This is a genomic window from Hymenobacter volaticus (assembly GCF_022921055.1).
GTDB lineage: Bacteria > Bacteroidota > Bacteroidia > Cytophagales > Hymenobacteraceae > Hymenobacter > Hymenobacter volaticus.
Genome location: NZ_CP095061.1, coordinates 4,275,578 through 4,293,554, shown reverse-complemented (window position 1 = coordinate 4,293,554; position 17,977 = coordinate 4,275,578). Strand labels below are relative to the sequence as shown.

21 protein-coding genes and 1 riboswitch are annotated in these 17,977 nt (G+C 54.5%); of the genes, 13 read left to right on the top strand and 8 right to left on the bottom strand.

Going from position 1 to position 17,977, the window contains the following annotated elements; all coding sequences use genetic code 11:
* Positions 1–2 precede the first annotated feature (2 nt).
* A complete protein-coding gene (locus MUN86_RS18705; RefSeq protein ID WP_245119554.1) occupies positions 3–326 on the bottom strand; it encodes a rhodanese-like domain-containing protein in 324 nt (107 codons plus the stop codon).
* Positions 327–455: 129 nt separating this feature from the next.
* Here MUN86_RS18705 and pnuC point away from each other — a divergent pair, with 129 nt between their 5' ends.
* The 4 genes from pnuC to MUN86_RS18685 all read left to right on the top strand — a co-directional run bounded on the left by pnuC (position 456) and on the right by MUN86_RS18685 (position 3,223).
* Positions 456–1,079, top strand: coding sequence for a nicotinamide riboside transporter PnuC (gene pnuC / locus MUN86_RS18700; protein WP_245125795.1), 624 nt, complete (start codon positions 456–458; stop codon positions 1,077–1,079).
* Between the two features lie 45 nt (positions 1,080–1,124).
* Positions 1,125–1,652, top strand: coding sequence for an AAA family ATPase (locus tag MUN86_RS18695; protein WP_245125793.1), 528 nt, complete (start codon positions 1,125–1,127; stop codon positions 1,650–1,652).
* A gap of 270 nt (positions 1,653–1,922) precedes the next feature.
* Positions 1,923–2,798, top strand: coding sequence for an aldose 1-epimerase family protein (locus MUN86_RS18690; protein WP_245119553.1), 876 nt, complete (start codon positions 1,923–1,925; stop codon positions 2,796–2,798).
* 11 nt (positions 2,799–2,809) lie between these two features.
* Positions 2,810–3,223, top strand: a complete 414-nt coding sequence (locus tag MUN86_RS18685; protein ID WP_245119552.1) for a GNAT family N-acetyltransferase — start codon at positions 2,810–2,812, stop codon at positions 3,221–3,223.
* A gap of 102 nt (positions 3,224–3,325) precedes the next feature.
* Here MUN86_RS18685 and MUN86_RS18680 read toward each other — a convergent pair whose 3' ends face one another.
* Positions 3,326–3,640 (bottom strand): hypothetical protein, encoded by a 315-nt coding sequence (locus MUN86_RS18680; RefSeq protein ID WP_245119551.1) that lies wholly within the window; start codon positions 3,638–3,640, stop codon positions 3,326–3,328.
* 278 nt (positions 3,641–3,918) lie between these two features.
* Positions 3,919–4,022: riboswitch (TPP riboswitch) on the top strand.
* Positions 4,023–4,082: 60 nt separating this feature from the next.
* On the opposite strand from MUN86_RS18680, the gene MUN86_RS18675 reads away from it, so the two are divergent.
* A complete protein-coding gene (locus MUN86_RS18675; protein ID WP_245119550.1) occupies positions 4,083–4,418 on the top strand; it encodes a carboxypeptidase-like regulatory domain-containing protein in 336 nt (111 codons plus the stop codon).
* Between the two features lie 44 nt (positions 4,419–4,462).
* Entirely contained in the window at positions 4,463–6,577 is a 2,115-nt protein-coding gene (locus tag MUN86_RS18670) for a TonB-dependent receptor (RefSeq protein ID WP_245119549.1), read from the top strand.
* A gap of 74 nt (positions 6,578–6,651) precedes the next feature.
* Here the strand turns inward: MUN86_RS18670 and MUN86_RS18665 are convergent, their stop codons facing one another.
* Complete coding sequence (locus MUN86_RS18665) at positions 6,652–8,388, bottom strand: APC family permease (protein ID WP_245119548.1); 1,737 nt, start codon at positions 8,386–8,388, stop codon at positions 6,652–6,654.
* A 199-nt stretch (positions 8,389–8,587) separates the two neighbouring features.
* Between MUN86_RS18665 and MUN86_RS18660 the strand changes: the two genes are divergently transcribed.
* From MUN86_RS18660 to MUN86_RS18650, 3 genes are all read left to right on the top strand, one after another.
* Positions 8,588–9,820, top strand: coding sequence for an acyl-CoA dehydrogenase family protein (locus MUN86_RS18660; RefSeq protein ID WP_245119547.1), 1,233 nt, complete (start codon positions 8,588–8,590; stop codon positions 9,818–9,820).
* 85 nt (positions 9,821–9,905) lie between these two features.
* Positions 9,906–10,406, top strand: coding sequence for a YfbM family protein (locus MUN86_RS18655; protein WP_245119546.1), 501 nt, complete (start codon positions 9,906–9,908; stop codon positions 10,404–10,406).
* A 190-nt stretch (positions 10,407–10,596) separates the two neighbouring features.
* The gene (locus MUN86_RS18650) at positions 10,597–10,914 is read left to right on the top strand and encodes a hypothetical protein (RefSeq protein WP_245119545.1); all 318 of its coding nucleotides are present in this window, start codon (positions 10,597–10,599) and stop codon (positions 10,912–10,914) included.
* Positions 10,915–10,998: 84 nt separating this feature from the next.
* On the opposite strand, the gene MUN86_RS18645 is transcribed toward MUN86_RS18650, so the two are convergent.
* Positions 10,999–11,460: a DUF4268 domain-containing protein gene (locus MUN86_RS18645; RefSeq protein WP_245119544.1), complete on the bottom strand. Its 462-nt coding sequence runs from the start codon at positions 11,458–11,460 to the stop codon at positions 10,999–11,001.
* 163 nt (positions 11,461–11,623) lie between these two features.
* Between MUN86_RS18645 and MUN86_RS18640 the strand changes: the two genes are divergently transcribed.
* Positions 11,624–11,965, top strand: coding sequence for an HIRAN domain-containing protein (locus MUN86_RS18640; RefSeq protein WP_245119543.1), 342 nt, complete (start codon positions 11,624–11,626; stop codon positions 11,963–11,965).
* A 27-nt stretch (positions 11,966–11,992) separates the two neighbouring features.
* On the opposite strand, the gene MUN86_RS18635 is transcribed toward MUN86_RS18640, so the two are convergent.
* A complete protein-coding gene (locus MUN86_RS18635; protein ID WP_245119542.1) occupies positions 11,993–12,955 on the bottom strand; it encodes a hypothetical protein in 963 nt (320 codons plus the stop codon).
* Between the two features lie 289 nt (positions 12,956–13,244).
* Between MUN86_RS18635 and ruvB the strand changes: the two genes are divergently transcribed.
* The 3 genes from ruvB (at position 13,245) to queG (ending at position 15,743) form a co-directional block, all read left to right on the top strand.
* Positions 13,245–14,285, top strand: a complete 1,041-nt coding sequence (gene ruvB, locus MUN86_RS18630; protein ID WP_245119541.1) for a Holliday junction branch migration DNA helicase RuvB — start codon at positions 13,245–13,247, stop codon at positions 14,283–14,285.
* Positions 14,286–14,489: 204 nt separating this feature from the next.
* Complete coding sequence (locus tag MUN86_RS18625; protein WP_245119540.1) at positions 14,490–14,732, top strand: hypothetical protein; 243 nt, start codon at positions 14,490–14,492, stop codon at positions 14,730–14,732.
* A 75-nt stretch (positions 14,733–14,807) separates the two neighbouring features.
* Positions 14,808–15,743, top strand: coding sequence for a tRNA epoxyqueuosine(34) reductase QueG (gene queG / locus MUN86_RS18620; protein ID WP_245119539.1), 936 nt, complete (start codon positions 14,808–14,810; stop codon positions 15,741–15,743).
* A gap of 102 nt (positions 15,744–15,845) precedes the next feature.
* Here queG and MUN86_RS18615 read toward each other — a convergent pair whose 3' ends face one another.
* The 3 genes from MUN86_RS18615 to MUN86_RS18605 all read right to left on the bottom strand — a co-directional run bounded on the left by MUN86_RS18615 (position 15,846) and on the right by MUN86_RS18605 (position 17,959).
* Positions 15,846–16,037, bottom strand: a complete 192-nt coding sequence (locus MUN86_RS18615; RefSeq protein ID WP_245119538.1) for a hypothetical protein — start codon at positions 16,035–16,037, stop codon at positions 15,846–15,848.
* Positions 16,038–16,346: 309 nt separating this feature from the next.
* Complete coding sequence (locus tag MUN86_RS18610) at positions 16,347–17,213, bottom strand: ferritin-like domain-containing protein (protein WP_245119537.1); 867 nt, start codon at positions 17,211–17,213, stop codon at positions 16,347–16,349.
* Positions 17,214–17,227: 14 nt separating this feature from the next.
* Positions 17,228–17,959, bottom strand: a complete 732-nt coding sequence (locus tag MUN86_RS18605) for a ferritin-like domain-containing protein (protein WP_245119536.1) — start codon at positions 17,957–17,959, stop codon at positions 17,228–17,230.
* Positions 17,960–17,977 lie beyond the last annotated feature (18 nt).

The following is a 17,977-nucleotide window of genomic DNA, read 5'->3' as shown; positions in this document are numbered from 1 at the left end:
AATTAATACACAGCCACCGATGGGTCCACGCGCAAACTCCAGGCGTGGATACCGCCGCGCAGATTCAGCAGGTTGGTTTTATCGTGGCGATGCTGGAGGTAAGCCAGGGCTTGCATGGAGCGCACACCGTGGTGACAGATCAGAACGATAGGGCGCGTCTCGTCTAGCTCGTCTACTCGGTGGGGCAGGTCACCAAGCGGAATTAGGTGGCTGCCCTCGATGCGGCAATACTCGTATTCTTCGGGCTGCCGCACATCAATAAGCTGAATGTCTTCGCCGGAGGAAAGGCGTCGATTCAGTTCTTCGGGTGTGAGTTCAGGGAGCATGGCGGCAGGAAAAGCGAGACAAAAAGAAGAAAGCACAAAATTAGGTGGTGGCTCGTTAGCTTTGGCTTCTTCCTGCAAGCTGGTTGTAAGCAGCGAGGAAAGTGTTTCAGTTCTTAGCCTATCGTTTTGGTGCAGTCGTTATACGAGTTTTGGACTGCCGCCGTCGGCAATAGTCCGCTAGAGTGGGTGGCCGTGCTGACGGGGTTTGCCTGCGTGTGGCTGGCCGCCCGCGAGTCGCTCTGGAATTTCCCTATTGCTATTGTAAGCTGCGGCCTCTACATCGTGGTTTATCTGCGTGCCGGATTGTATTCCGACTCTATGCTTCAGGTGATGTTTATCGCGCTGAGTGTGTACGGCTGGTATGAATGGCTCTACGGCGGGCGCGGCAAAACCGAGTTGCCGGTGTCGCACACGCGGCGCCGGGAGTGGGTGGCTTGTGCGCTGTTTGTGGTGGCGTTTACGGTCGGCTTTGGCTATTATTTAGACTATAAAACCGATGCTACTGTGCCGCATTGGGACAGTTTCACTACGGCGGTCAGCATGGCGGCGCAATACCAACTTATGCGCAAACGCCTGGAAAACTGGTGGCTCTGGATTTTGGTGGACATTATCTACGTGCCTATTCTGTGGTACAAGCACCTTTATCCGACTAGTGCCCTCTACGCCCTCTACCTCGGCTTAGCCGTGTATGGCTACCTAGCATGGCGCCGCGCCATGCACAAAGAGCAGCTACAAATTCAGGAAGCAGAATAGAAAGTCTACTGTTCGCCATTACATACCTACTTCTTGTTGAAAAACATGCTGCGCGTTGCCATTACGGGCCCCGAGTCAACGGGCAAAACCACGCTTAGCCGGCAGCTAGCGGCGCACTACCATACCACGTGGGCTCCCGAGTACGCCCGTGCTTACTTAGAGGAAAAAGGCCCTAGCTATACCTTGCCTGACTTAGAGGAAATAGCCCGCGGCCAGCTTCGTGAAGAAGAGCAAGCCGCCGCCGAAGCGCAGGCGCAAGGCCACGCTGTTTTCTTCTGCGACACCGACTTACTGGTAATAAAAGTGTGGGCCGAACACGCTTTCGGGCACTGCCCCGACTGGATTTTGCAGCGCATCGGACAGCAACTCTACGACTTGGCGCTGTTGCTGAACGTGGATTTGCCGTGGGAGCCCGATCCGCTACGCGAACATCCGCACTTGCGCCAGCATTTCTTTCAAGTCTACCAACAAGCCCTAGTTGACCAGAAAGCAAACTTCTCTATAATCAGCGGGGCGCTAGACCAGCGTTTCGAGCAAGCCCGGCAGCTGGTGGATGAGTTGCTAGGCAGATAAGCCTCGATGCGAATGCCAAAGTAACTGTCATGCTGAGCGGAGCCGAAGCATCTCGCCCGATTCATTGGGCAAGTAGTGGGAGCTACCACACTAGCGAGATGCTTCGGCTCCGCTCAGCATGACAATACTTGCTTTGATGTCAGTGCCTGAGGCGCTGTAGCAAGTGTATATCAGATCAGGCAGGGTGAGTTTTTGAAAGCTTGGTTAGATTCTGCACAACCTTTTTCCTCTTCGCTGCCTATTATCGTTAGTTCATCATCTATCCCTCCCATGACCTACACCCTCGAAAACGAACAGTCCCGCGTGACCATACAGTCCAACGGCGCCGAACTGAGCAGCTTCATTCGCAAAGACCTCGACAACTTGGAGTATATATGGGAGGCCGACCCTGCCGTATGGGCTCGTCATGCACCGGTGCTTTTCCCTATTGTGGGACGCCTGCCGAATGATACGTATACCTATCAAGGTCAGAGCTACCGCCTCACGCAGCACGGTTTTGCACGCGACCAAGACTTCACGCTCGTGCGCCAAATGCCGGCCGAGCTAGTGCTGGAACTGCGCGCTAACGAGGCTACGCGCGCCCTGTTTCCCTTCGATTTTAGCTTGCTGATTAGCTACCGGCTGGCGGGCCCCATGCTTACCATTGGGTGGGAGGTAACCAACATCGGGACTGGCGAACTGCTGTTTGGCATTGGGGCACATCCCGCTTTCCGGTGCCCACTGCTTGCCAACGAGCAATTCGAGGACTATGAATTCGTGTTCGACCACCTCGTTACGTTCGAGCGACATCTGTTGGAAGGTGGCCTGCTCAACGGCCAGACGGAGCCTATTTTGAACGAAGAAACGGCCATGCCTTTGCGGTATGAGCTGTTCGAGCAAGATGCGCTGGTACTAAAGAACTTCGACTTCACGCACGTTACGCTCCGTAGCCGCCGCTCCGAGCGCGCTGTGCGCGTCCGCTTCGACGGCTTTCCCTACCTCGGCCTCTGGACCAAGGGCCCCGGCGCCCGTTTCGTGTGCATCGAGCCATGGCACGGCATCGCCAGCTCCGTCGGCGATTCCGGCGACCTAGCCGATAAGGAAGGTATTCTGACGCTACAGCCGGGCCAGGAGTTCGTGGCATCCTACAGTATCACCGCCGAATAGCACTTGCTGTTATGCCCGCCGTTGACATTCGCTCCATTAGCCCCGCCGATACGTACGCGCTGCGCCACCAGGTGCTATGGCCCGACAAGCCGCTAGACTACGTGAAAGTGGAAAATGATGCGGCGGGTCTGCACTTTGGGGCTTTCGTGAAAGATGCGCTAGTGGCCGTTATTTCGCTTTTCGTAGAAAACACCGAAGCCCGTTTTCGCAAATTTGCTACGCACCCCCACTACCAGCGGCAAGGCATCGGCAGCGCCCTGCTGCAACACGTTATGGCCGAAGCGCGCCGCCACGATGCCACCCACATCTGGTGCGACGCCCGCCAAGACAGCGCCGAATTCTACGCCCGTTTTGGGCTGCTGCCTCAAGGATCCGTCTTTTATAAAGGCCCGATTCCTTATGTGCGAATGGGCCGCGAACTGTAGACAACAAGCTCGGGATTAGGCGACACTAGCATCTGCTTTAGCTTCCATTCACACTAAACCCAACGACCCTTCCAAGGTCTGTTTCTGTTGCATCAGCCACGATTAACAACGGGAAACAGCGCCGGAAGGGTCGTTGGATTTAATGCCGTATAGGCAGTATTTATAACGTACGTTAGGAAAGGTGGGGCGCGGTGGGGCGCACGGGTCGTTGCGGCCGCCGGTTGTAATCCGGTTCCCAATCGTTGATGGGGCGGGTGATACCGGGCGGAAGGTCCAAGTCGGGGAGGCCATCGTCGAGCGGTTCTCCCCGTCGTCGTCGCTGTCGGGCTGGGGCGGATTGGGGTAACGCCGCCGTGGAATCAGCAAGAAATAAATCGTGATAGCTAGAACGACAAGTAAGTACACGAGGGGGGTCATGGTCGGAGGTAGGATGAAAGGACGAACGAGCAGACTAGCGGTGGGTGCCAAGTAAATAACGGCGCCAAGGCTCTTGTTGTTTTCTCACCACCCGGGTTTGATAAATGGAAAGCCTTCCTAAGGTAATTGATTATCAATCGAAAGTAAAGACCTCTCGAATTCTTCTTCCTGATTACCGATCTAAGCGCAGCGCTTATGCCGAGTACAATCATTTCAACGAAAGAATATAGATTCTCTGGTTGGCTCGCAACAACAGGCGGAAAGGGGTTACCTTTGCAGCAGAAGTTTAGGGGTGCCCCACGCCAATAAGGCCAAGGCTGAGATCATACCCATTGAACCTGATCCGGGTAATGCCGGCGAAGGGAACAGACGATCCGCGAACGATACTGCCAACGTGCCGACCCCTGGCGCAGGGCCCGTTCTACCTTTTCAGTTTTCATTTTTGAAAAGTTTACTGCTTTCCGGGACTGTGCTTTTGGCGCTGCCTCTGCTTTCTTCCTCGGCCTGGGCACAAGGTCCAGTGTTGGGTACTGTATTGGATGCTCGCACCGGCACTGCATTGCCCGGCGCCACCATCTTGCTCGATGGCACGGCCAGCGCCGCCACCGATGCCACCGGGACTTTCTCGTTGTCTGCCGTGCCCGCCGGGCCGCATGAGCTGCGCGTCTCGTTTCTTGGCTACGAAACCCTGTTGCGCCGCCTGCAAGGGCAGGCCACCGAGCAGCGCCTCAGTACCACGTTGCAGCCGGGGGCGTACTCACCGGCGAAGCCCTCGTAACCGCTTCCCGCGCCAACAACCGCACGGCCACGGCCTATACCAACGTGAGCCGGGAAGAGCTGAATAAGCGCAACTTCGGCCAAGACCTGCCTTATTTGCTCGACCAGACTCCTTCGGTAGTTGTAAACTCTGATGCCGGCGCCGGTGTAGGCTACACCGATATTCGTATCAGGGGCACGAGCAACACAGGTATCAACATGACCATCAACGGGGTGCCGCTCAACGATGCCGAGTCGCACGGGTCGTTTCTGGTGAATTTGCCCGATCTGGCTTCGTCGATTAGCAGCCTGCAAGTGCAGCGTGGCGTGGGCACCAGTCAAAACGGCGGGGCTGCCTTCGGGGCCAGCATCAACATCTCGACGCTGGACAACCGCCGCGAAGCCTACGGGGAGTCGCAGAACACCTACGGCTCTTTCAACACCTGGAAAAACAACGTGCAGTTCGGAACCGGGCTGCTCGGCGGCCACTTCATGGTGGATGGCCGTTTATCGCGCATTGCCACCGACGGCTACATGAACCGGGCTTCCTCGGATTTGAAGTCGTACTACTTTGCGGCGGGCTACCAGGCCAAGAACACGTTGCTGAAGTTTATTGCGTTTTCGGGGCGCGAGAAAACTTATCAGGCGTGGAACGGGGTACCCGAACCGGCCATTACCGGCAACCGGGCGCTCTTGCAACAGTACATCGACAACGGCGAACTATCGGAAGCGGATGCAGCGCGAGTACAGCAGGAAGGCCGCCGCTACAGCTACTACACCTACGACAACCAAACCGACAACTACCAGCAAAACCATTACCAACTGCACCTCACGCAGGGGTTAGGTCAGGATTGGAACATTGGGGCCGCATTGCACCTCACCCGCGGCTTCGGCTACTATGAAAACTACCGCGCCAACCGGCGCTTTTCAGACTACAACCTAGCCAATGTTGTTATCGGTGGCGACACCATCACGCGCACGAACCTGGTAGACCGCAAGTGGCTCGATAACTATTTCTATGGCGGCACCTTCGCCCTCAACTATCAGCCCCACGACAACGACCGTTTTCAGGCCACAGTAGGCGGCGCCTGGAACCGCTTCACCAACGACCACTACGGCGAAATAATCTGGGCGCAATACGCTTCTAATAGCACCATCGGCCAGCGCTACTACTTCAACGACGCCACCAAAACCGACTACAACGCCTACGCCCGCGCCACCTGGCAGGTATTGCCCAAGCTCGGTGTGTACGGCGACCTGCAAGTGCGGCACATCGAGTACGACATTGATGGCGTAGAAGACGACCAGAACGACGTAACGACCCGCGCCCGCTACACCTTTTTCAACCCCAAAGCCGGTGCCACCTACGCACTAGCCGAAGGGCAGCAACTCTACGCCAGCTTTGCGATAGGCCAGCGGGAGCCCGTCCGCTCCGACTTTACCGACCGCCCCGCCGGCGACCAAAGCGCCAAGGCCGAGCGTCTCGAAGACTTTGAAGGAGGCTACCGCTTCACTCGTTCTGATGCTAGCTTGCTTGGACCCAAAACCTCGTTGCGGTTCGAAGCCAACTACTTCTACATGAACTACCGCGACCAACTGGTAGCTACCGGCCAGCTGAACGACGTGGGTACGGCCCTGCGCACCAACGTAGCCCGCAGCTACCGAACGGGCGTGGAGCTGACCGGCTTTGCCTCCGCCGACGACAAGATTAGCTTGAGCAGCACCCTGACGCTGAGCCGCAACCGTATCCTAGACTACCGCAACGTCATCTACGACGAGAACTACACCCCCATTGTGGATGCGCAGCCTCGCACCACGACCATTTCCTACTCGCCCGCTGCCGTGTCGGCGCATACGCTGGAAGGACAGCCAGTGAAGAACCTACGCCTGGCGCTGCTCTACAAAACCGTCAGCCGCCAGTACCTCGACAACTCCGCCAGCTTGGAGCGCAGCATCAAGCCGTACCAAGTGCTGGACTTCCGGGTGCGTTACGCCATCCGGCCGACGTTTGTGAAGGAAATTGAGTTGGGCTTGCTCGTAAACAACGTGCTCAACCGCGAATACGTGGCCAACGGCTACACCTACGGCTACCCCGATGCTACCGGGCGCCAGCAAACATTCAACTGGTATTTCCCGCAAGCCACCCGCAACTTCTTGGCGTCGGTGGGCGTGAAGTTTTAAAAACAGACCTCACAAAAACGCCCTGCGATGCTATAGGAAGCAGCGCAGGGCGTTTTGTTTTTGGGCAGAGCAATTCAAATAATGAGTCGGACGCCGCCTAGCTCGGAAATTTGGTAAGGAAAGGCATTGCCGGGGGAGCCAATGAACATGAAGTTCTTCGGTATCTGCCACTCGTTGGATAGCCGGTCAATGAGCTCGGGTCCAAACGTGCCATTGATCGTGACGAAATCCACTTCAATTTGCTCGTAGGCGCGGTCTAGCACATTAATGTCCTTAAGCAAATCCTGGGGGTAGGTTTCGCCTTCTTTAAGCAGCGTTACGATTTTCAAGCGGTTGGTAAACTCGTTTTCCACCACGTAGGCCATCACTTTGTTGAGGTTGGAAACGTTGTCGCCTTTGGTGAAGAAGACGAATTCCTGCTTGTGCAATTCATCTAGTTGCCGCCGAATGTTGGCTTGCGTAAGGCTTGAAATCCGAGGCGAATGCTTGGCCAGCGACTCGGCGGCTGCTAGCACCAAGTTCAGAATAGCCGTCCGGTTGAGCATAGCCGACACTACCAGCATGGAGGGAAGGAAGTATTGCAGGAATACAATGAGGTAATCGGGCCGAATGCGGATGTTGCCGTAAAGCGCCGCCAACACGCCTAGCAGAGCCAGTGAAACCGTGACTATGCTGGCATATACGGGCCGAGGCAACTTGGGGCGCTTGCTCTTAAGCAGGAAGTTGCCGAGCGCAAAAAAGGCCATTACCGACAAAAACGAGATGGTGTATACTCCGGCCAGCGGGCCTAGCTCGCCATTGGTAATCAGCAACACCGACAAGCAAAGCAGGAAGAAGGTGATGAGGATGATGTAGTTGCTTTTGCGGCCATTCTCCTTCAAAAAGAACTGCGGAAGGATGCGGTCCAGGGCCATGCGTTTCATCAAGCCACTCACACCAACAAACGAGGTGAGTACCGCGCCGCTTAGCACAGCTACAGCATCAACTGAAATCAGCGTCGAGAGCCAGGGGCCACCTGTTTTATTGCCTAAGTGCGAAAGCAAGGTCTCGGTATGTTGGCCAACTTCTACCAGAGGCAGCGCTGCCACGGCCAGAAACGCCAGCAGCGGGTTAAACACCGTCACGACCACCCACATGTTGCGCAACGTTTTCTGAAACACGCCCTGGGCCTGCTCTTCCACAAAGTTGGCAGAACTCTCGAATCCCGAAATCCCGAGCATGGCGGCACTGAACCCAAGAAATAACGCTGAAACTAAACTGGTTTTCAGCGGCATGTGCCAATTGGTTATCAGCGTATCGATGCCGTGCGTAAACAGATACCACGCCGTGACGCCAACCAGCAGCGTAAGCGAAAACAAGTGCAGCAAAAAGATGCCCACTGCCACCACCGCCGACTCGGAAATGCCGAGGATGGTGAGTAGCAAGAAAAGCCCAAGCAGCAGGATCGTCGCCAGAATAATGGGCAACCCGTGCCAGAGCGTATGCAGGTAGTGCATAGCCTCGGAAGCCGAAATAACGGCCGTAGCCATGTACGACAAGATGGTTAGGCAGGCGGCTACGGCGGCGTTGCGCTTGCTAGTGGTGTTGAGCAACACGTTGTAAGCGCCGCCGTTGAGTGGCAGTGCGCCCACCACTTCTCCATAGATGCGGCGAAACAGAAACAGCACTGCCCCGACTACTAGCAGTGCTGCCCAAGCATACTGCCCGGCATACGCAATAGAAAGTGCCGACACGTACAGACACGACGACGAAATATCGTTACCGCAGATAGCGGTGGCTTCTAATTCGTTGAGTTTTTTTTCGTGGCTCATAAGGTAGTAAGTACAGAAGTCGATGGGCGGATGGGTAGCTCTACGGAGGAAACCAATTATTGGAAAGAGAAGCCGCAGAAATTTCAGTGGCGGCCTCGTAAGCGGCGGCGTCTTAAGGCCCGAACCATACCTTGTAGCCGCCTGTTCTGCTGGCTGAAACCCCTATCTTTGAGTTTATATCCCCACCCAACAATCTGCCATGTCTTCGCAAGCTGACGTCCTCTCGCCCCAGGCCAAAGCCACCAAAGTCCACGGTTCCACCAACGCCGCCGGCTTCACCGATTACTTCGACCTCGACGGCCTGCTCACCGAAGAGCACAAGCTGATTCGCCAGAGCATCCGCGACTTTGTAAAAAAGGAAATCAGCCCCAACATCGAGAAGTGGGCGCAGGACGCGCACTTTCCTTCCGAAATCGTCAAGAAGTTCGGCGACGTAGGCGCCTTCGGCCCCACCATCCCCACCGAGTACGGCGGCGGTGGCCTCGACTACATCAGCTACGGCCTGATCATGCAGGAAATCGAGCGGGGCGACTCGGGCATGCGTTCCACAGCCTCGGTCCAGGGTTCGTTGGTGATGTTCCCGATCTACGCTTATGGTTCCGAAGAGCAGCGCCGCAAGTACCTGCCCAAGTTAGCGTCCGGCGAGTGGCTCGGGTGCTTCGGGCTCACCGAACCTGACCACGGCTCCAACCCCGGCGGCATGGTAACTAAGCTCGAAGACAAAGGCGACTATTACCTGCTGAACGGCGCCAAGCTCTGGATCAGTAATTCGCCCGAAGCGCAACTAGCCGTCGTGTGGGCTAAGGACGACAATGGCCGCATCCGGGGCGTAATAGTGGAGCGCGGTATGGAAGGCTTCAGCACCCCCGAAATCCACAACAAGTGGAGCCTACGCGCCAGCACCACGGGCGAGTTGGTGTTCGAGGATGTGCGCATTCCCAAAGAAAACGTGCTGCCCAACATCGACGGCCTCAAAGGCCCCTTGTCCTGCCTCGATTCCGCCCGTTTCGGCATTGCCTGGGGTGCCATCGGTGCCGCCATCGACTGTTACGAGTCGGCTCTGAAGTACTCGCTGGAGCGCACGCAGTTCGGCAAACCCATCGGGGGCTTCCAGTTGCAACAGAAGAAGCTAGCCGAAATGCTGACCGAAATCACCAAAGCGCAACTGATGGCCTGGCGCCTCGGCACGCTCAAAAATGAAGGCAAAGCCACCAGCGCCCAAATTAGCATGGCCAAGCGCAACTCTGTGGATATGGCCTTGCATATAGCCCGCGAAGCTCGCCAGATCCACGGCGGCATGGGCATCACCGGCGAATATCCTATCATGCGCCACATGATGAATCTGGAATCTGTCATCACTTACGAAGGCACCCACGATATCCACCTGCTCATCACCGGCGCCGATATTACGGGTATCCAGGCGTTCAAATAATTACCGATTTAGCTACCTTGAAACGGCCATTCTGCTTGCAGAGTGGCCGTTTTTTATTTCATTTCACCTTGACAGCAATCCGTTTATGAGCATGACGATGACAGTTAGGAAAGTAAGCGACGAGCAGCTACGCGAGTTACTGGATGAGCCTGATTTGATTCTGGATTTTGTTGATAGTCCGGTTTCCGCCAATCAGGAGTTAGATCTGGACAAAGCATGGCACGGACTTCACTTCATGCTCACAGGTTCAAACTGGGATGGGCCGGAGCCTTTCGCATATTTACTAGATGGCGGCGAGTTCGTCGGTAATGAGGAAGACCATGACTTGGGCTATGGTCCGGCACGTGGGCTGACAAGCATCGCAGTCAGCCGATTCGCTGCGGCGCTGGCTGGTTTGTCCGAATTAGACTTCAAGGCGCGCTACGATAGTGCAACAATGGACGAATTGGAAATCTACCCGTTGGATTGGAGCAAGGAGGAAAAGTTGGAGGAAATAGTGGAATGGCTAACAACCACTTTCAAGGAATTAAGGCAGTTCGTACATGAGGCTGCGGCTACTAACCAAGCATTGCTGATCTATATGTAGGAGGTTTTTGTGTAGCCAAGTGATAGTAAAATCCTTATAATATTGATATTCAACATTATATATCGACAGCATAGAAAGCAACCAACCACATGAAAATGCCGAGTCGCGTCGGCAGGAGCGCCGCGAGCATGACGAAGAGCAGTATCGCAACGAAGGCAACGAAATGGGCCAAGGTGGTCCGGATCCGAACATGCAGCACCACGACCGCACCCGTTCCGGCGACGGCAACTTCACACCCGATAGCCAAGCTGAAACCGGCTCCACCGATGGCATAGCCAAAACCATAGGCGGCGACGGCGGCAACAACGGGGGCCGCTACCACAACTTGGACGAAGTAAAGGCAAATACCACTCCCGATGGCGGCCAAGGCGCTACTATCGGTGCGAGGCAAAGCTGTGAGCCATACTTGCGCACTCCGAGCGCCCCAACGTCGCACACCAGCAAGAGTCCGCGCGGTGATAATAGCGGCGACGGTAGCCAAGGCAGCAAAAGCGGCAATCAATCCTAAAAGCTAATCAAGGAAGATATTCTTAAAGCATAAAAAAGCGGCTTCTATCAAGGAGCCGCTTTTTTGTGAAGTATAAGGCCAGTCTTACCGTAGATCATCAAACGCATACTGCGCAGTGCTCCAGAACTCGTCGAGCGCGACCAAGCGGGGCTTGAAGAAAGAAATGAGCTTAGGCCAATCGTCGCGGCTAAATAAGTTGACGGGCTGTAGTTCCTGGTAGATGCGGCTGATAGATTGACCGTTGGCGTCTTCGGTGTCAGGTTCCCATTGCCAAGTCTCGCCCAATGTTTCGTGAAGCATGGGTTGTAGCTCCCGGAACTGCTCGAAAAACAATTCACGGATACCGGCATCGGGATGCGTAAGCTCGATGCCAATAGAACCGCGACGCCCGTCGGCGTGCAACCGGAAATATACGTGCTTGAGGCCGGTTTTGTAGTTGATCCAGTTCGTTGGAACCCCCTCCGCCGACGGCACCGGGGCCATATACTGACCGAACGTAGTCCAAAAGGCTTGGCGAATTTGTGAGACTTCTGTTTTGCTGTACATAATGGCATGATGGCCTTCTACAGTGGCTAGGTAGTGAACACCGCAGCTTTGGCCGCAACAAATTAAATACGAGAGTAGGAGAGGGCTGGCCGAAGATTTTTAGAAAGCTATTACGAAGCTCAAGGCTACTTCTTTACTTTACGTCCTCACCAGCCTCGTTCCTATGGCCGCTCCCAATTCTTCCGCTCTTGTTTTGCTTGAATGCCTGGTGGCCGGCACCACCCACCGCCCTGGCCTGCCCAAATACGAACCGCAGCTGCAAATTGGGCAGCGCCTAGTGCTAGTGCGCGAGGCCGACAGCACCTACGACGATTGGGCAGTACGCGTTCTGACTGCCGATGCCGAACCCGTGTGGCTCGGTTACTTGCCTGAAGGCCGCAACGAAACCGTGGCCCGGCTCCTGGATGCGAGTTTCCCGCTCGAAGCCCGTCTCAACCACAAAGCCTGGGAAGAAGAATGGCTGCACTTAGAGATTGAAGTGCTGTTGTTACCTAGCAATCAATAACAACGACCAGTACTGATCAGCAGCGCGCTATAGCCAATCGGCGAGGGCCAGCACTTGCTGCCGGGCCGCTAGCAAAGCAGGCTCCTGCGGAAAGGTGTGTTGCACCCACCGCGTGAAGCCACTCACCATCTCGCCTACCGCCTGCCGATGGCTGGGTGCTGGTGCAGCTGCTGTTTCTTCAGCGGGCCGAGCTGGAAAGAGCCCTTCCAGCCCCAACCGCTCCAGCACTTCCGACACGAACACCATGCCGCACACCTGCATGGCCTGGTAGAGCTGTACTAGCTCCGCTAAACTCAGCGGTAGTTCCTCGGCGGCCTGTAATTTGCCTAGGCGCTCAATCATCGGCTCCAGCGCGGCTGGCTGCAAGTTGGGCAAAGCCGCTACAGCGCGCAGAAACGCATGGTCACCGGCTTCGGGCAGGGAGTGGACCAAGAGCAACGCCAAACGCACCATTTGCAACTGCGCCTCCGAAAACCGGATGGTAGCCGCCATGGGCGCTGGTGCCGGATGAGCGGCTACGTAGGCCTGAAACACCTCTTCGACTCGCAGCCGGTGCAAGCCCAAAAGCATTTCCGCTGGTAGCTGCTGCTCGAGCGTGGCCAAAAACGCGCCGCTCAATTCTTGGCAGTACGTTTTCAACTGCTGCATCTGCGCGATGCCAACACCCATTTGGCGCTGCACATACGCCATGACGGGCACTGCCAAACTAGTATCCAGCGTGAGGCGGCCTAGCAGGAGCAGATCGTACAGAGGACGGGGTTGATTTTCGAGGGTCTGTACTAATTGCTCGTGGCTGGCAACGGTGTTGAGTTGGTTGACCTGCTCGACAGTGAGACCAGTAATAGTCATGAGTTGGCGAATAGAAGCATCCTGTGAGCGACTAAGCAACTCTAGGCAAGCCATGCCATGTAGAGAGAGGCAATGTGCCAGTTGGTCGTAAAAGTCGGCAGGGAGCGTTTCAAGCCAATTATTGGAAGCAGAAGAAGACATGCAGCAGCAAAAGCAATGGAAGCTGCAAGTTACGGGAGCCTTCGTTTAAGGATTCAATCAAGGGATTTACGAGCCTGCAAATCAAAGCCCGCAAAGCCTTCTGTGCAGAACTTCAAGCCTTCATTTTGGTGCAATAATCAGGCTAAATCAAGGTCAAAACAGGGGTTATGCCAACTTATTGCTAATGAAATTAGCTAATTGGTGTATCTGAATGTTTTTTTGCTAAAAAAGGGACATTTTGTTAGGCAGAGGTGTTACCTTTCCAACATCAACCTTTCCATTCGGCTCTATGCGCGAATCTTATCTCACCGGCGGCAACGACCACATGGATGCCTCCGAAAAGGACATTGACAAGGCCCTCCGTCCGCTTTCGTTCGACGACTTCGCGGGACAGGACAAGGTAGTCGAGAACCTGAAAGTGTTTGTGGCGGCTGCCAAGCGTCGTGGCGACGCCCTCGACCACGTGTTGTTGCACGGGCCTCCCGGCTTGGGTAAAACCACCCTATCTCACATCATCGCCAACGAGCTGGAATCCGGCATCAAGATGACCAGCGGCCCGGTGCTCGACAAGCCTTCCGACCTAGCCGGCTTGCTGACCAACCTCGAGCCGCACGATGTACTCTTCATTGACGAAATTCACCGCCTTAACCCGGTGGTGGAAGAATACCTGTACTCCGCCATGGAGGACTACCGCATCGATATCATGCTCGACTCGGGTCCAAACGCGCGTTCCGTACAGATTACGTTGTCGCCCTTCACCCTGATTGGGGCCACTACGCGCTCCGGCATGCTCACCTCGCCGCTGCGGGCTCGTTTCGGCATCAGCTCACGCTTGGAGTACTACGACTCCAAACTGCTGACCAGCATCGTGCAGCGCTCGGCCGAAATCTTGGGCACACCTATTCATGAGGATGCGGCCTTTGAAATCGCGCGCCGCTCGCGTGGTACGCCGCGTATTGCTAACAACTTGCTGCGCCGCACCCGCGACTTTGCTCAGATCAAAGGCAACGGTACTATCACGGTAGAAATAGCCCAGTTTGCGCTAAATGCCCTCGACGTAGACGCCCGTGGCCTTGACGACATGGATAAGCGCATTCTCACCACTATCATCGACAAGTTTAAGGGTGGTCCGGTAGGCCTAAGCACTATTGCAACAGCCTGCGGGGAAGAAGCCGAAACCATCGAGGAAGTGTACGAGCCGTTCCTCATCCAGGAAGGCTACATCAAGCGCACCAGCCGCGGCCGCGAAGCCACCGAGCACGCCTATCAGCACCTCGGTAAGCTCATGCCTCAGCACTTGCGCGGCAACACCGGCGAGTTGTTCAGCTAGGTAAAAAGTTTTCAGTCATAGTTGAAACGCACCGCTCTCAGCGGTGCGTTTCTATTTACTAATAGTATACCGTGAGGTCAATATTGCTGAGAACATCTATTATAGTATCCATTGATTGTAACACTTACTGTATTTGTTGTTATGAGCCGGCCGCGTATATCTAAGCTTTATAAACGTGCTATATACTGCTATGTAACACCCTTTATGTTCCTGATCTTGGCAATGTTAGGAATCGGGGAGGGGTTATTTTTAGGAGGCTTCTTTGTGGGGTTATTCCCACTTGCAGCAGGAGGTATCATTTTTACTGTGCTAGGAATGAGGCTTTCCATTCGGACCAACGACCGTGAGAAAAAGGATATCGGTTACGCTAATCTGATATTAGGGCTGATACTATTTGTTGTTGGTTTGCTTGCTTTTTGCTTTGCTTATATGAGAACTAGCCTTTAGCATATTCACGCCAACGGCCTCACGAGTAGCTGCGCTGCTTAATAGGTATCTTTGTAATTGTTGTACTTGTATCAAATGCTCCCCAGCGCTCACTATACTGCCTTTATCAAGCAACGCGCGGCGGAGCTGGGCTTTATGTATTGCGGTATTTCGAAAGCTGAGTTTCTAGAAGAAGAAGCGCCGCGCCTCGAAAATTGGCTGAATCGCAACATGCACGGCCAGATGGGTTACATGGCCAATCACTTCGATAAGCGCCTCGATCCACGTTTGCTGGTGGAGGGTGCGAAGTCGGTGATTTCGTTGCTGCTCAACTACTACCCGCCCGAGGAAACTCAGCAGCCCGACGATACGCTCAAAGTAAGTAAGTACGCCTACGGCCGCGACTATCACTTCGTCATCAAAGACAAGCTGAAAACGCTGTTGGCGGCTATCCAGGAGGAAATAGGGGAAGTAGGCGGCCGGGTATTCGTTGATTCGGCCCCGGTAATGGACAAAGCTTGGGCCAAGCGGAGCGGAGCGGGCTGGATGGGCAAAAATACCAACCTGATCACGCCCGGTGCGGGCTCTTTCTACTTTATAGCCGAACTGATTATAGATCTGGAGCTGGAATACGACGGTCCCATCAAAGACTATTGTGGTACCTGCACTAAGTGCGTTGATGCCTGCCCTACCGGCGCTATCACCGAGCCTTACGTGGTAGACGGCAGCAAATGCATTAGCTACTTTACCATCGAGCTAAAAGACCAGATACCTCGTGAAGTGGAAGGTAAATTTGGCAATTGGGTGTTCGGCTGCGACATCTGCCAGGATGTATGCCCCTGGAACCGATTCTCTAAGCCCCACCAGGAACCGCAATTCACCCCGCATCCGGGCCTGAAAGACCTGCGCCCCGGCGACTGGCAGGAAATTACGCACGAGCTATTCTCGGAGCTATTTCGGCAGTCGGCGGTGAAGCGGACTGGATATGCCGGGCTACAACGGAATATACGCTTTGTAACGGACGACAAATAAGCGCACAATCCTATAAAAGAGAGGGGCCCCATTCTGGATAAGCTAGCCAGTCGAAACGGAAGCTTACCGGAATGGGGCCCTTGATAGGTAAGGCTAGCTAGCTTAAAGTGCTGGCTGAGCAAACACGCGGTTGAGGATGCGGTGATAAATACGGGAAAACTGCTCGTAACACCACACTCGGAATTGGGCTAGCTCAGCGGGTACTAACATACGAAGAGCTTTGCGGAGCTCTTTCTCGAATAGGATTTTATCAAAGCTCACTTTGAGCAGGATGGTTTTTGCATATTCCAACATAGGAGTAAGCTTATTTACTTTTTGGTTGTGGGTGAGATTTTTGGGTCGGTGAGCATGTATACGGAACGCTGAAAAAAGGGTGCGTTCCGACCGAGTAGAGCAACTTATTTGTAGTAGGATTAAGGCCAGGGAATTTAGTAAAATTACTTACATGCAGCGGTATAAGATTTAGACGATGAGCTACTTATTAATAAGGTAATACAGCTATGTTCCGCTCGATGTGCATAAAAAAAAGGAACCCTTTTGAGTTCCTTTTTTTCTAAAAAAATTAACAAACTGGTTTCTCTGCTATGAAACAGGCTAATTTGCTTACAGCGTGAATAAGTTGAGCAGCCCATCTACGCTATCAGCTGCCAACGGTTCGTCGAAAGCTTCGGGTACGCTTTGCGTTAGGAGGTTGGGGCCAGACCCAATGGGCAACAACCGGAAAGGCACCGATGTATAGTCGGCTAACAATTGATTAGTGGCATGCTCAGTGGCATACACAACGGCAGTTTTGTTGGCCACCGTAATGTCAGCATCGGCGGGGCTGGGCCACGACTTAACTACGGCTCCGCGCTGGCGCCGTATGGTACGGATGCGGGAAGCGTGCCGGCTTTCAGTGGAATGGATCTGCAAAGCAGTTTGCAAGATGTAGTTGTCCTGCACTAGGAACTCCACCATGGCCTTGTACGCGCGTACTGCTGTGTCTTCGAGCAGCTGGGCCAGCCTCAGAAACTCGTCGAAATTGCTGAACACGCTTGGGAAGAGGGCTGCCTGGGTGTTGTTTTTGCTGCCCGTAAAATCGTACCTAGGTAAGGCGGGCACGTCGCCATTAGAAGTGCTGATGAGACGTACCAACAGGGTGGCATGCTGCTGTTGGTGCGCCTGTATCTTTACAATCGATGCTCGAATGCTGGCATCGGCAGGAAAGAAAGTAGCTGGGGCGGCTAGTGCTTGCGTATAGAAAGCGTTTTGCAGCCGCTCCAGCCGCAAGGCAAGCAGCAACGAATCTAGAATGGTGCGTGTGTCGCGGGCCAGAGCTGGTACGCTCGCTAGCCCCAATGGCAAGGCAGCAGCAAGTGTTTTCGCCCCGAACCGACCTAGCTCATTAAGGGCATCGCGCCGCACGGCAGGTTGTTCGAACTGGTCGGGAGTAGTGGCGGCCAAATCGGCCAGAAGCTTCAGAATATTCATGGCAGTATACAGCCTTAGGCAGTCGGCAAGGCCGCTACAGATACTTCAATGGGCAAAAGGGTCTTAATCAACTCGATAACTTCGGTTGGCGTTTTGGCATCGTCGAGGCCATCAGCCCCTATCGTAGACGCGAAAGAATCGGACTGCAACACCTCGTGAACCAAGGCAGCATGGCGCGCTTCTACCGAAGCAATTTTACCAAGGGCTAGTAAGTTGGTAGTTACAGTGAGCAGTTTGCCTGCGCCATTGTATGCTGCTACGCCGATGTCTTCGAGTTGTTGGGCCGCCGTCCAAACACCTACCCGGGTGGTAAGGGTGAAGGAAGAAAAGTTGAATTTTAATGGTGTGCTCAGGCTAGCGTCGTAGACTGATGCACCCAAAGCCGCTTTCAAATACTCTCGATGAATAAGCTCATGGTCGCGCAAGTCGGTGAGATAAGCTAATTCATCTGACAGCAGATCAGCGGGTGGGGCGGCTACCACTTGTGTGTAGAAAGCAGCTTCGAGCTGTTCTAGCAAATACGCATAGTTCAGAACACCATTCTCTTGACTCTCTTGAGTTACTGTCTCCGCCCCACTAGCACTTGTAACTACTCCAAGTCGTAGCACGTTGCTTGCGACTGGCGTAACCGGTTCCTCATCGTCTTTGCAGCCCGCTAGTACTAGAGTCGAAGTAGCTAGGGTAGCACCCGCCACCCGAAAAAAAGAACGCCGCTGCATGGCACGCGCTGAAAGAAAGGTTGACATAAGCAGATAATCACGAAA

What these genes read in the sequence shown, in the direction of transcription:
- MUN86_RS18605 (WP_245119536.1), bottom strand. Translation starts at nt 17,959, where the DNA reads ATGTCAACCTTTCTTTCAGCGCGTGCCATGCAGCGGCGTTCTTTTTTT.
- MUN86_RS18635 (WP_245119542.1), bottom strand. Translation starts at nt 12,955, where the DNA reads ATGTCTTCTTCTGCTTCCAATAATTGGCTTGAAACGCTCCCTGCCGAC.
- MUN86_RS18665 (WP_245119548.1), bottom strand. Translation starts at nt 8,388, where the DNA reads ATGAGCCACGAAAAAAAACTCAACGAATTAGAAGCCACCGCTATCTGC.
- MUN86_RS18645 (WP_245119544.1), bottom strand. Translation starts at nt 11,460, where the DNA reads ATGTACAGCAAAACAGAAGTCTCACAAATTCGCCAAGCCTTTTGGACT.
- MUN86_RS18655 (WP_245119546.1), top strand. Translation starts at nt 9,906, where the DNA reads ATGAGCATGACGATGACAGTTAGGAAAGTAAGCGACGAGCAGCTACGC.
- MUN86_RS18685 (WP_245119552.1), top strand. Translation starts at nt 2,810, where the DNA reads ATGCCCGCCGTTGACATTCGCTCCATTAGCCCCGCCGATACGTACGCG.
- MUN86_RS18640 (WP_245119543.1), top strand. Translation starts at nt 11,624, where the DNA reads ATGGCCGCTCCCAATTCTTCCGCTCTTGTTTTGCTTGAATGCCTGGTG.
- MUN86_RS18680 (WP_245119551.1), bottom strand. Translation starts at nt 3,640, where the DNA reads ATGACCCCCCTCGTGTACTTACTTGTCGTTCTAGCTATCACGATTTAT.
- MUN86_RS18610 (WP_245119537.1), bottom strand. Translation starts at nt 17,213, where the DNA reads ATGAATATTCTGAAGCTTCTGGCCGATTTGGCCGCCACTACTCCCGAC.
- MUN86_RS18695 (WP_245125793.1), top strand. Translation starts at nt 1,125, where the DNA reads ATGCTGCGCGTTGCCATTACGGGCCCCGAGTCAACGGGCAAAACCACG.
- MUN86_RS18690 (WP_245119553.1), top strand. Translation starts at nt 1,923, where the DNA reads ATGACCTACACCCTCGAAAACGAACAGTCCCGCGTGACCATACAGTCC.
- ruvB (WP_245119541.1), top strand. Translation starts at nt 13,245, where the DNA reads ATGCGCGAATCTTATCTCACCGGCGGCAACGACCACATGGATGCCTCC.
- MUN86_RS18615 (WP_245119538.1), bottom strand. Translation starts at nt 16,037, where the DNA reads ATGTTGGAATATGCAAAAACCATCCTGCTCAAAGTGAGCTTTGATAAA.
- MUN86_RS18625 (WP_245119540.1), top strand. Translation starts at nt 14,490, where the DNA reads ATGTTCCTGATCTTGGCAATGTTAGGAATCGGGGAGGGGTTATTTTTA.
- MUN86_RS18705 (WP_245119554.1), bottom strand. Translation starts at nt 326, where the DNA reads ATGCTCCCTGAACTCACACCCGAAGAACTGAATCGACGCCTTTCCTCC.
- queG (WP_245119539.1), top strand. Translation starts at nt 14,808, where the DNA reads ATGCTCCCCAGCGCTCACTATACTGCCTTTATCAAGCAACGCGCGGCG.
- MUN86_RS18660 (WP_245119547.1), top strand. Translation starts at nt 8,588, where the DNA reads ATGTCTTCGCAAGCTGACGTCCTCTCGCCCCAGGCCAAAGCCACCAAA.
- MUN86_RS18650 (WP_245119545.1), top strand. Translation starts at nt 10,597, where the DNA reads ATGCAGCACCACGACCGCACCCGTTCCGGCGACGGCAACTTCACACCC.